Origin of the sequence: Ochrobactrum sp. XJ1, assembly GCF_024701725.1 — a bacterium.
GTDB classification, from domain to species: domain Bacteria; phylum Pseudomonadota; class Alphaproteobacteria; order Rhizobiales; family Rhizobiaceae; genus Brucella; species Brucella anthropi.
The window spans coordinates 1-12,066 of record NZ_VDGD01000015.1; the positions used below are offsets into that span (position 1 = coordinate 1).

The window sequence follows — 12,066 nt, forward strand, 5'->3', positions numbered from 1 at the left end:
ATTGAGGACTTCGACTTTACCGGCACCCCAATCAACGAAGGTTTGGTTCGCGAGTTGGCCACAGGCATTTTTGTTAGCGATCAAAGAAATGTCGTTCTGGTTGGTGGCACGGGAACAGGAAAAAGCCATCTGGCTATTGCCATTGCGCGCGCACTCATTCGCAATGGCACACGTGGCCGTTTCTTCAATGTGGTTGATCTGGTCAATCGACTTGAAACTGAAACACGCAACGGGAAGCAAGGCAGGACCGCAGAATATCTCAACCGTCTCGACTTTGTTATTCTCGACGAGCTGGGGTACTTGCCATTCGCTCAGGCAGGCGGGCAGTTGCTGTTCCATCTTATAAGCAAGCTCTACGAGCGAACCTCGATTATCGTTACGACCAATCTGGCGTTCGGCGAGTGGCCGACCGTCTTTGGCGATGCAAAAATGACAACTGCACTTTTAGATCGCCTGACGCACCATTGCGAAATCGTAGAGACAGGCAACGATTCATGGCGCTTTAAAAACCGCTCTCAAAGCTAAAGCCGAAACAGCTAATCACCCGCACTTGGCCTACCCTTTGCAACCCCGGCCAGCGTCGGGCAGGCCAAGTGCTAATCCGTAATCGGGGGGTCAATATTGGACAAGTAAAGGGGGTGAATATTCCGTTCCGATTGACATAAAATTCTGCAGAAAGGCCGTTTCCCCTGGCCTTCAGCGGCCGATGGGTCAGCTCGACTGACAGCAGCACAGCTGGCGATGCTATGGGAAGGAACAGACTGGAGACGTCCGGACTGGGGTGCTCCGCCGGCACGTGTCGGTTGATTTTATCTTACTGAAACTACTTGTTTTTATGGCGTTCTGTCCTGATTTATGCTAGTCAGGCTCATGTCGAATGCGAGCTCAATTCTTCCTGATGATCCAGCCTTTCTGAAGGCGATGATCACCGCCTTGCAGGCGGAGAATGCGAAGATGTCGGCGGCGTTGAAAGCGCATGACCACCTGATCCAAGGTTTGAGGCTGCGCATTGCCCGGCTGAAGAAACAGGTCTTCGGCAAGTCTTCTGAAAAGATCGAGCGAGAAATTGCGCAACTGGAACTGGCGCTGGAGGATCTGTTGATTGCCAGTGCCGAACACGAGACCGCGCCCGTCGAAGAGCTTGAAAACGATACGGCTTGTGGCCCGGAGGAGACTTCACAGTCCCGGCCACTGCGTCGACGCCCGCGTGTGTCGGAAAATGCCGTTCGCGAACGCCGGGAACTGGATCCCGGTCATTGTTGTCCTGCCTGCGGCGGAGAATTGCGCCTTGTCGGAGAGGATGTCAGCGAAATCCTCGATATGATCGCAGCGACGATGAAGGTCATCGAGATCGCCCGACCAAAGAAGTCGTGCCGTTGTTGCGAGAAGATGGTGCAGGTTCCTGCGCCCAGCCGCCCGATATCGGGCAGCATGGCTGGTGCCGGGCTTCTGGCCTATATCCTGGTCTCGAAGTTCGACGATCACCTGCCGCTCTATCGCCTCAACGAGATATTCGCGCGGATGGGTGCCGATATACCAGACAGCACACTGGTGGACTGGTGCGGTCGTGCCATGCAGGTGCTCCGTCCGCTGATCGAGCGTATTGAGAAGGAGATCATGAAGAGCGATGTCCTCCACGCTGACGATACGCCGATCCGGGTGCTGGATAGGTCGCTGCGCGACAAGGGACTGGGCAAAGGTGTGAAGAAGGGCAGGATCTGGACATATGTCCGCGATCAACGTCCATGGGCAGGCGGCGCACCGCCGGGTGCGGTTTATTACTTCGCTCCCGACTGGAAGGAAGAGCACGTCCACCATCATCTGCGAGAGGCGAGCGGCATCCTTCAGGCTGATGGCTATAAAGGCTATGCGAAGTTATATGAGCCGGGATCGGACGGGAAGCGCCGCTTCCGCGAAGCTTCCTGCTGGGCACATTGGCGGCGTGACTTTCATGACATCTGGACCGCGAACAAATCCGAGATTGCGCGCGAGGCTCTCGATCGGATCGGCGCGCTGTATGATATCGAGCGGGATATTGCAGGTCGGCCCGCCGATGTACGGCTTGTCACGCGTCAAAAGCACAGCAAGCCAAAGGTCGAGGAACTGCGCGCATGGGCGGAAAAGCAGTTGCTTCGCATTCCGGGCAAAAGCGAACTGGCGAAGGCTTTGCGCTATGGGCTGAGCAGATGGCCGTCATTATCCCTGTTCCTGGAGGACGGGCGTGTGGCCATGGACAACAATGCTGCGGAGCGAGCCCTGAGGCCGATAGGAGTAGGACGCCGGAATTGGTTATTCGCGGGCGCTGATACTGGCGCAGAAACTCTGGCACGTGCCATGACGATCATCGAAACGGCGAAGATGAGCGGTCTCAATCCGCAGGCTTATCTGGCCGATGTGCTCGACCGCATTCATGATCACAAAATCAATCGGCTCGATGAGTTGCTCCCTTGGAACTGGAAGCCTCTCGCAGCAGAACACGCTGAGGCAGCCTGATGGCGACGGTCAGATTTGTCTTCACGCTCGACTATGTTGCCGAAATGCTCGAAGAGGATGTCGATCTTCTTCAAGCGATCATCTACAATGACGACAACCTGACCTATGGCAATATCATCACCGTCGTAACCGGCGACGATCAAACCACTTCCGCTTTGACGGACGACGGCATCGATGAACTCAGACAGTTGCTGGCCGACGCACGCAAATCAGCCGCAAAATGGCAAGAATTCCTCGAATGCTTTGTCGATGACGAAGAGATCGTCGCCCGCGTCAAGACATATTCTCCACGGTAACAATCGGGCCGTTACGGGTGAACAGCATGCCGCACAAAAGCTTCTCGAAGCAGCTCAAATACTCGCCAAACAGCCAGAAGCGATGCAACTTCGGTACCTGAGCACACTCAATATAATCGCAGGCGAGAAGAGTTCCTCGATAATATTCCCGTTTCCAATGGAACTTGGTAATCTAATTCGGCGCCTGGAAACAGATAAGCCTCGCTCCTGATATTGCTTCCGAATACAGTTATGCAGCATGCTGACATAGAACGTCCAGCTCTTCCCTCATTCTCGCCGGCTTTGGCAACAATCAAATGCCTGCCTGTGGAGCAACGGGAGTGTTTGAACAAGCTCCTCTCCAAAGGACAATCTGTCCCGAGACCAGAAAGAGGTAAGCCGCTAACTCCATTGTTTCTTCTATCACCTGAGCATGTCCTGACCACCAGTTAAGGGACAATCCCAAATGGTGTTCGGCCGCCGCTGACGCAATCATGGATACAAAGAAACCGAGAAAGTCGAAGAACGGCAACTTTCGCGATTGGAGCAAAATACAGAGGCTATGCCACGGCTTTGAAAAGTAAAGACCGACGCAGGAAGCAATAATTATAAGGAAGACGAGTGGGGTTCTTGCGGGATAGTAAGAGAGCTGTGAAGAAGAAAATTGTGGGCCCAGTTCTGAGGCCGCAATAGGCTCCAGGAACACTGCACCCCAGCTTACTTCGCGTGCAATCAGAATACACCAGAGTGGGAGAATTGACAGCCAGAACAAGCGATGCATACTCGAAGATCGCAATACCAAGCGAATGCAAAACGCTGCTCCGACCGCTAATACGAAGACCTGCATGTTTTCCAGTATTTGATTTTCCCAGCTAATCCATAGAGGAGAGATAAGACTGATTGGGAAGCTCAAGAGAAACGCTGCGACGCCCGCCCACCGCCAGAAATAGGGCCATACGAAAAATTTGTGATGCTTTAGCTCGACTGCTTTCGCGCTTTGTTGCATTTTGATTTGAGTACCCTAATTATTAAAATAATACACTGCGACTGGTTTGCTACTGTCGCAACCGCTCAGGTTAATGGCATTCTCGCCACGCGATCTTTTGCGCGCATATTTTCAGCAAGAAAGAGGCTATGACACACCACCCCCCCATGAAAAACATCTGAGTGGGTAGTGATATGTCAAAATCCATAAGGATGCCCGTGATGCCCGGGCCCGCCGCAGTACCAAAGACCATTGCGGCAACTACAACTGCACGAATACCCCCCAGGTTCGCTAGTCCGTATACTTCGGGCCACAGCGCACCACTTAGCGTAGATGTAAATCCGTTACTGATGCCAAGCAGCAGCATAAACACGTAAACGCCCCATATAGGGGTGATTATTGCCACTCCAATTGACGCTACAGCCAAAGGAAGCAGGAAATACGGTAGTAGTTTTAATGCACCGAAGCGATCGATAAGATAACCGCATACAAAGCCAAAAATTACTGTTGTAACAGACATAACGACATAAGCCGCAGCAAAGGCGAGTGGGTCGTAGTCGCGGATTGTAATCAAATACCCCTGATGGAAAAATATGACGGTCCCGATGAAGGCCGGAGCCAGAGTGCCTATCAAAAGCAGATAGAAGACCGGATCTCTTAAGACTTCGCCGCGCGTCCAGTCACGCGCTGTTCTCTCCCTGGCGGCAGCAATTTCACGCGATTGCGGTACCCTCTCCTTCCGCATCAAAAATGTTACCAAAGGCCAACCGATCAAAGCAAGGACGACGGCCGAAGCAAACCAGCCAGACCTCCAGTCACCATGCCATTGTGCTATAGCTACAATTATAGCGGGTAAAACTGCTGTGCCCACCTGTTGCCCTGTTGTGATAAACGCCATGGCTCGTCCTCTATTGGCAACGAACCAACGGCCTGTTTCTGTGAAAGCAATTTCAGTCATCATTCCCTGGCCGAACAAGCGAAGGAGGTAAATTGAAATCGTTAACAGCGTTATATTGGGCGCAATCGCGATCAGAATACATGCAATAGCAAGGCACGGCATACTGAATGCGACGACTTTCCAACCGGACATGAAATCGAGAGTTCGACCCAGCCATGGCAAAGTGAGTGCGCTGGCCAAGGTTGCCAACATGTAAAGGCCGCCAAAACCGCCACTTGAAAGATGAAAGATGCGCTGGATCTCGTTGCCAGACAGCCCAATGAAAAACGTCTGCCCGAAAGAGGAAAACAACATCAAAAGAAAACCGCTTGTTATCCAGCGGCTGTTAATGCGCAAGAAGTGCACGTTGTCCCTAAAGTATTCTGACATATTGTTCCTATGCCCGATCTTTGGGGGAAAATCGGGCGCGTTCTTGCGATGCAAGCAACAATTGATCGATTATTCTTGCCAGATCCACGAATGTGTCGGCTTCCTTGATCAACACTGGTAAGGGTGCTATTGCTTCAGGCGCCCTTAATGTCGAAACCAGAGTTACTTTTGAACCCCTCTCACGCAATGCAGCGAAAAGCGGTATCAGTTTAGCATCACTTGCAAGGATAATGCAGTGCTCGCCTTCTTGCATGCTGGCTTGGGCATCGACTGCCAGTTCTACGAGGTTAGTACCGTACCGTTCGCGCGGTTCATTGTCCGAATGCTCCCGCCCTTTCACGGCAAAACCATTATGGCACAGCCATTTTAACAAGCCCTGCTGGCGATCAGCCTCCTCGCGGTTTCGCAAATCCCGATAGTAAAATGCTTCTATAACTGGTTGGTCACCATTTGCGATCACTGCGAGCTTCGCTAGATCGAAAGATCCTTCAAATACGCTTCGCAGCCGGTCGTAGTGACTACCATCTACAAAAAATCTTGTGGTTGCAGAACCTTGAACCATCTTCTCCTCCCACTGAAATTTAACGGCTACAGCGCACACATGTTTGAAAGACAGGATCAATCTCCAGACGCTTGATCGCAATGGGTTCGCCGCACTCGACACAGTATCCGAATTCCCCGTCCCGAATTTTCGATAAAGCGCGTTCGAGGGCCACTTTTCGATCTTGCCGACGACGCGTCAGATCCTGAGCCATGGCCTGCTGCTGAATGGCATCCATACGGGAAAGCCGCCCCACACTTTGCTGGTCCAGTTCAACTGGCGCCCGATATTCCTTGCTTTCGTCGATCAGCCGAACAATCTCGTCCAATTCCGCACGGATGCGTCGATCGAAAGCTTTGATGATATCAGGGTCTTCAGTCGTTTTCACGAATGATCTCCAGTAAAAGGGAGGGCGGACCCACGTCCACTCATTCAGTTTTTAACGGAAGATAATGATCGGCACCTTGCAGGAGCGGATTGTCTCCGTTGTTGTGGAACCGATGAACAGGTTGCGGAGCCGCGAATGACTGAAAGCACCCATCGCAAGCAGATCGAAAACCTCTCGGTCCACCGTCTCCGAAATCACTTTGTCAGCCGCCCCCTTTACGATGGCGACTTCAGGAACGATGCCAGCTGCCTTAAGCATAACAGCCGCATCATCGAGCTTTTTGCGGTTCTCCGGGCTCTCCTCTCCTGCCATGATCAGTTTGCAGTCAAGGCCACTGAGGATCGGACTCCGGGAGATTTGATCGACCATTTTCAAGGCCGTTGCTCCGCCGTCATAAGCGATCAATAGTTTATTGATTGGATTGAACCCGCGCGAAGTAATCAGAATGGGTTTATGCGTGGAACGAACCACCCTTTCCAGATTTGAGCCAAGATGCCCTTTCGCAAAGTCAGCTCCTTCACCGCGCTTCCCGATGACGATGATATCCGTAACGGTTTCGAATTCACGTACGGTTTCAACCAGATCACCGTTACGCAACTTCGTATCTACGTTGGCAAGGCCTGCTTCCTGTAGTCGGGCCTTCGCTTCGTCCAACAGCAAACGACCACGCTTGTGGGCGACTCTGGCCTTCTGTTCATCGAGCTTTGCCAATTCCTCAAGAAGGACGGTACGAGCACCCAGTCCAATGCTGCCACTAAGATCAACCTGTTCTGAAGCAGTATCGCGTCGGCCAATCACGTGAATGAGTTCCACATTCACTTTCGTTCTAGATGCTATCCACGAGATATGGTCGCATACACTCTGTGCATAGGTCGAGCCGTCGATCAATCCGAGTATATTAGTCATTAGCGTTCCTCCCTCAGTGACCCATCAGGCGTTCCATGGCGCCGGGTTTGTCGTGAATGGCGAGTTTGTCGACAATGGTCTCACTCGCCTCGTTCATGCCCAGAATGTTAACTTCTGCGCCTTCGCGGCGGAATTTCAGGACGATCATATCGAGAGCGGAGACACTGGAAATATCCCAGATATGAGCGTGACTGACGTCGATTGTGACCTTGTCCAGAGACTCCTTAAAATCGAAAGCTTTGTTGAAATCGTCTGCTGATACGAAGAAAATCTGACCCTGGACAGTGTATGTGCGATGCGAACCATCTGGTGAGAGCGTTGAGGTGACGCGAAAAATTTTCGAAATCTTCCATGCGAAGAACACGGCTGAAAGAAGCACGCCGATGAGAACGCCGATGGCGAGATTGTGGGTGTAAACCACACCGACCACAGTCGCTATCATGACGATTGAAGAAGAACGCGGGTGAACAGTGAGGTTCTTGATTGAGGACCAGGAGAACGTGCCAATCGATACCATGATCATGATGGCGACAAGCGCTGCCATGGGAATCTGGCTGACGAGATCGCCAAGTACCAGAATCATAAACAACAGGAAGACTCCGGCACAGAAAGTCGAAAGACGCCCTCGTCCTCCAGACTTAACATTGATAATCGATTGGCCGATCATCGCACAACCGGCCATTCCGCCGATGAAGCCAGTTGCCGTGTTTGCGATGCCCTGGCCAATACACTCCCTGTTCTTGTCACTCGGTGTATCGGTGAGATCATCGACAATCTGAGCCGTCATCAACGATTCCAGTAATCCGACGGCAGCGACAGCCACAGAATATGGCAGGATTATCAAAAGAGTTTCGAGATTGAACGGAATCTGCGGAATTAGAAATACTGGCAACGTAGATGGCAGCTCGCCCATGTCACCCACTGTTCTGACGTCAAAGCCCCACCAGACTGACAGCGCTGTTAGCACAATGATGCAGACGAGAGGCGAAGGAACAGCCTTTGTGACATATGGAAACAGATAAATGATGCCGAGCCCCGCAGCGACGAGGACATAAGTGAGCGTGGGCACATTGGTCAGCTCTGGCAACTGCGCCATGAAGATGAGGATTGCCAACGCGTTCACAAAGCCAGTCATGACTGATCGCGATACGAAACGCATCAGATAGCCCAGCCGGAATATGCCAGCGATTATTTGCAAAAGCCCGGCGAGGACTGTGGCTGCCAGCAGATACTGGAGCCCATGATCGCGTACGAGTGTAACCATGAGGACAGCTGTCGCGGCGGTGGCAGCGGAAATCATACCCGGACGACCGCCAACGAAGGCGATCAGCACAGCGATTGAGAAGGAGGCGTAAAGGCCGACTTTTGGATCGACACCAGCGATGATGGAAAAAGCAATCGCTTCGGGGATCAGGGCAAGTGCGACCACGAGGCCAGCAAGCACATCGGATTTGATGTTGCCGAACCAGTCTGTTGTTAAAGTGTCAATAAAATCACGATTCACGTGTAAGGTCTCCGCGTCGGCGACGTCGGGATGCGGGTCGTCGACCGACTTCTCGGTTGGAAAAATAATGATGTCTCTTCGCTAGCGCACGTGCAGACGTTTTTGACAGGAACGCATGCGATACCGACGCTGGCTGGCGCTGGATCAGTCCGTCAAGTTCATAATGGGAGTCCAATCGGAATGCTCATCATGATGCAGCCTGTGCAGAATGAGGGAGCAAATTGGTTGCCGGGGGATAGGCGCCCGGAGTAGCCACCCGCTATACGGGTCCGGTTGATTTCGGCAATATTGCGGCAACTGGATCAAACTTCAAGTGAAAACTGCATACTATTCTTATTAAACATAAAAAAAGATGGTCATGATCTCATTCAACCTGCAACTGGATCCGGAGACCGCTCTCTCAAGCCGTCGTTGAATATAGCATCTATAGGCAGGCACAAGTCTGCCGCCCGCCGCAAATCTTCGCTGATACCGATTTCGGAACGCCCAAGTTCCCCTGCCAGGGCGACCCATTTGCTTCTGCGTTGCAATTCTGAAATGGCTGCTAGCATGTCAGTATCGTTTGTCACGAACAGGATGCCGTCTAGGTGATCGCACGTTTCCAACGCACAGACCGCAATATCCAGCGATAAGTCGCTACTGCTATCCAGCCGATTTCTGTGTTGGTGTCGACTTTCAAATTTCTCTCTGACAATAAATCCATTGTAAGAAAGCCAGTCCAACAGGCGTCGTTTGGGGAATTCGTCATCAGAGTACGGCACGGTGCTGTAATAAATGTAATTAGAAACCAGGTACCGACGATTCATGAACTCCTGAAACTGAATAAAATCAAATCTGAGATGCCGCGATAATCTGTCAACATAATTCCCATCAAGCAGGACGCAGCATTTTTGCGTGTGAAAAGTCGACGGCAAATCGACCTCCTATCTTTCGAACAATTCCATGGGACGGTTTTAGAAGAATGAGTCCAGCGTATGATTACGCAGACGCTAACAGAAACTTCCGTAATTATGATTGAGAGTTGGTCGAGGGATAGGCGCCCGACATAGCCACCGCAGGGGTCCAGACTTCATGTGCGCTCGACAAAACCGTGAAAATGCACCAAGTAAGTATGTCGAATATCGGTCGCGGTGTCCAGCTCATAGAATGATTTTATGACGGAGTTTGAAGCCAATTCGCATTAACTCAAATGCAAATTTCAATATCGCAGTGGTTGGGCGAATATGAAAAATTCCAATAATTTACAATCAGCAAGAGCCTATTAATCTGTAGATACGACGGACTAAATTCGCGGGATGAACAAATTAGATTGGTTGTACGGACATTTTTACCACTTTCGGCATCGCTATGTCTGATCCTGGATTTACGGTGGATGTGGATATTAACGTGGAATGGTTCACGTCCGCTGTACCGACGGCCCTCGGAAAAATCCCGGTTGTAGCAGAATACTGACGCAGATATTGCAGCCACAAGTCTGGCAAACCTGGCACTCGAAAGCGTGCGGTTTGAAAAAGAAATCCTCCGACAATCGGACGGCTCTGCGAAATTTCCGCTTTGTGCTACTTGTCGATCCCTTCCCCTTCAATCCGCCTCGTAACTGGTTGTATAGAGTCGCTTTCTAATCGGTCTGGCCATCGCCGCGCCAGTACTTTCTTTATGCCGAGTTAGTCGGGTCGCACGTGTAAACCGAGGTGGCGGTAGAGTCCTTTGAGGGTACAGTCGACGACAGTGGAGAGTGGCTGGTCGGCGGTATGTATAGTAACATCCGCGAGCGCATAGTTGGGCTCGCGCTGCATCATCAGGCTGACCAAGACTTCGCGTGGGTTGTCTGATCTCAGCAACGGTCGGTGTGAACACCTCGATACGCGCTTCAACAGAACTTCCAGATCGCCCCTCAGCCATACAGTCACGCCGGTCTTGCGCGTTGTCTCCCGCGTGATTTGGTCCTGGAAAGCTCCGCCTCCTGTTGCAAGCACTAACGGCCCATCCTTTTGTAGTATCCGATGGATGACCCGGCGCTCCAGACTGCGGAATTCGTCCTCGCCATATCGGGCGAACAAATCTTCGATCGACATACGCGATGCTGTTTGAATTTCGAGGTCGCTATCGATGAAGGGCATTTTCAAGATGCTGGCGATCTTCCGTCCGACGGTCGTTTTTCCAGCACCCATCATTCCGACCAACACAATCGATCGCCCGCGCAAGTAACCGGAGAAATGATCGTTCAGCAATAATGTCAAGATATCAATACCTCAGTGGTCGGCGCTTGGCATTCTGGCAGCGCAGGTGCTCGATCTTCTGGGCGAGAGCTTGATCGTCATAGTGATCGAGTTTCGGGATGATTCGTCGCAACATGAGCGGTGTAAGCTCTGGCTTTCCGATCAGGATGCGGGCAATAAGCGTGTTGATCTGCTTTATGTCGGGTTCATCAGATGTCAATTGCAATCTCCGCATAATCTAATTTCTGATTGTCGATCTGTTTGACGTTATAGGACGAAGAATCCCAGTTCCGATAGGACTGCATGAGCGGAGGCTTTGACTGCCGGCGTGGATATTTCGGTGTTCATCACTGGTGGCTAACGAGAGCCACTGACCGAACAATCAACAGCGCGCAACTCGCGTGGTTGGGTGTAACCTGTAATTTTGCCGTGACGAACTGCTCGACTATCCGGAAAGGATCCGGATTCTCCAGCACACTTCCACGTGGACCCGCAAGACAGTTTACGTTTACTCACATCTGCCATTGCCGCCGAGATGCCCTAGACTGCGTATTGTCTCGCGACATACCGGATAACTGGGCGCTCGCATTCTCGGATGACTCTGCAAAACTGCACTCCTCAAGACCGATTGCTCCGCGTTTTTTTCTGTGTAACAGAGGTCTGAGATAGTCAACAAAAATTACCAGGGGCATGACACGCATGTAAACTTTGCCGCTTCCTGCGCGCTCGACGCGCCGTTAAGAAACTTCGTGCGGGCTTCGTGCCCATAGATGATTATCACTTTGTTTTGCGTCTAACAGCCGGGCTGAGCGCAACTGCACTCGCGGAGTGTCGCGTGTCAGGTTAAGAAGTCAGAGAATTGATCTAGCATGAGTTTCCGGTCGCGTGTTTCCATGAGGACAAGCATCAAGCAGGTTTCATCCTCTATCAGTTTCACACTGGCACCGCCGAATATGCGCGCGTAACGATGGATGCTCTTTGCCGTCTCCAGAGAAACGCCGGGTTTGAAGCAGAGCGGTACGGCCACAGGATATTCTGTTCGCTCCGGCGCGCTGCATTCGGCCACTGGCCCGGACCCGATCGGATTGAGCGCGTCGTCGGCAAGGTTGTCCAAGAAGGGGGATGCGTGGTAAGTTTCGCTCGTTCTGTCCATGTCGCTCCTCACGAAATTGTGCAGGCGTGACGCAGAGCGGCTTGCTGGAAAGCAAACCGTCAGCACGGAGCTGTGGGCGAATTCCATCTCACGACAGACGCCCAAGCTTGCGCATACTGATGCGCTGCGTCGTGCTGCGGAGATGTTCGTCCCATCGATAGAGGGGATACATTTACACTATCGGAGAAAATCGCTTTTGTGTAGTTGTTTTTTCTATGCCGCTGCACTTTCGCCCGCCGCGGAGATTACTTTGTTGCCTACGGCCAGCGCGCGAA

General features: G+C 51.9%; 14 protein-coding genes, 1 pseudogene and 2 other annotated features. Of the genes and pseudogenes, 5 read left to right on the forward strand and 10 right to left on the reverse strand.

The genetic code is table 11. The annotated features are described in order from the left end of the window. From istB to FG152_RS22555, 5 genes and pseudogenes are all read left to right on the forward strand, one after another. Positions 1-525 (forward strand): IS21-like element helper ATPase IstB (gene istB / locus FG152_RS22535; RefSeq protein WP_498988538.1); only part of this gene is annotated, 525 nt, incomplete at its 5' end. Between the two features lie 144 nt (positions 526-669). Beyond that, entirely contained in the window at positions 670-807 is a 138-nt protein-coding gene (gene tnpB / locus FG152_RS22540) for an IS66 family insertion sequence element accessory protein TnpB (protein ID WP_235824496.1), read from the forward strand. Between the two features lie 63 nt (positions 808-870). After that, positions 871-2,493: an IS66 family transposase gene (gene tnpC, locus FG152_RS22545; RefSeq protein ID WP_125303271.1), complete on the forward strand. Its 1,623-nt coding sequence runs from the start codon at positions 871-873 to the stop codon at positions 2,491-2,493. Beyond that, on the forward strand, positions 2,493-2,789 hold the full coding sequence (locus tag FG152_RS22550; RefSeq protein WP_125303268.1) for a hypothetical protein: 297 nt from the start codon (positions 2,493-2,495) through the stop codon (positions 2,787-2,789). The genes tnpC and FG152_RS22550 overlap by 1 nt, the downstream gene beginning before the upstream one ends. 16 nt (positions 2,790-2,805) lie before the next feature. Then, positions 2,806-3,000 (forward strand): annotated as a pseudogene (locus FG152_RS22555) (slipin family protein); the annotation flags it as partial. Between the two features lie 81 nt (positions 3,001-3,081). Here the strand turns inward: FG152_RS22555 and FG152_RS22560 are convergent. The 10 genes from FG152_RS22560 to FG152_RS22605 form a co-directional block, all read right to left on the reverse strand. Beyond that, the gene (locus FG152_RS22560; protein ID WP_125303265.1) at positions 3,082-3,774 is read right to left on the reverse strand and encodes a hypothetical protein; all 693 of its coding nucleotides are present in this window, start codon (positions 3,772-3,774) and stop codon (positions 3,082-3,084) included. Positions 3,775-3,844: 70 nt separating this feature from the next. Then, positions 3,845-5,080: an MFS transporter gene (locus tag FG152_RS22565; protein ID WP_125303262.1), complete on the reverse strand. Its 1,236-nt coding sequence runs from the start codon at positions 5,078-5,080 to the stop codon at positions 3,845-3,847. 7 nt (positions 5,081-5,087) lie between these two features. After that, entirely contained in the window at positions 5,088-5,642 is a 555-nt protein-coding gene (locus tag FG152_RS22570; RefSeq protein WP_125303259.1) for an NYN domain-containing protein, read from the reverse strand. A 19-nt stretch (positions 5,643-5,661) separates the two neighbouring features. Then, positions 5,662-6,009: a TraR/DksA family transcriptional regulator gene (locus FG152_RS22575; RefSeq protein WP_125303256.1), complete on the reverse strand. Its 348-nt coding sequence runs from the start codon at positions 6,007-6,009 to the stop codon at positions 5,662-5,664. 51 nt (positions 6,010-6,060) lie between these two features. Further along, on the reverse strand, positions 6,061-6,915 hold the full coding sequence (locus tag FG152_RS22580; RefSeq protein WP_498988543.1) for a universal stress protein: 855 nt from the start codon (positions 6,913-6,915) through the stop codon (positions 6,061-6,063). Between the two features lie 13 nt (positions 6,916-6,928). Continuing rightward, a complete protein-coding gene (locus FG152_RS22585) occupies positions 6,929-8,404 on the reverse strand; it encodes a SulP family inorganic anion transporter (RefSeq protein WP_498988585.1) in 1,476 nt (491 codons plus the stop codon). Positions 8,405-8,641: 237 nt separating this feature from the next. Beyond that, positions 8,642-8,693 (reverse strand) — a sequence feature (sul1 is cis-regulatory element that is thought to sense ions involved in sulfur or methionine metabolism; They are found in Alphaproteobacteria). 94 nt (positions 8,694-8,787) lie between these two features. Further along, a complete protein-coding gene (locus FG152_RS22590; protein ID WP_125303367.1) occupies positions 8,788-9,333 on the reverse strand; it encodes an NYN domain-containing protein in 546 nt (181 codons plus the stop codon). Between the two features lie 105 nt (positions 9,334-9,438). Then, positions 9,439-9,486, reverse strand: a sequence feature (sul1 is cis-regulatory element that is thought to sense ions involved in sulfur or methionine metabolism; They are found in Alphaproteobacteria). Between the two features lie 597 nt (positions 9,487-10,083). After that, positions 10,084-10,659, reverse strand: coding sequence for a shikimate kinase (locus tag FG152_RS22595; RefSeq protein ID WP_125303364.1), 576 nt, complete (start codon positions 10,657-10,659; stop codon positions 10,084-10,086). 4 nt (positions 10,660-10,663) lie between these two features. Beyond that, positions 10,664-10,858: a hypothetical protein gene (locus FG152_RS22600; protein WP_125303361.1), complete on the reverse strand. Its 195-nt coding sequence runs from the start codon at positions 10,856-10,858 to the stop codon at positions 10,664-10,666. A gap of 618 nt (positions 10,859-11,476) precedes the next feature. Continuing rightward, complete coding sequence (locus FG152_RS22605; protein ID WP_125303358.1) at positions 11,477-11,791, reverse strand: hypothetical protein; 315 nt, start codon at positions 11,789-11,791, stop codon at positions 11,477-11,479. Positions 11,792-12,066: the final 275 nt, after the last annotated feature.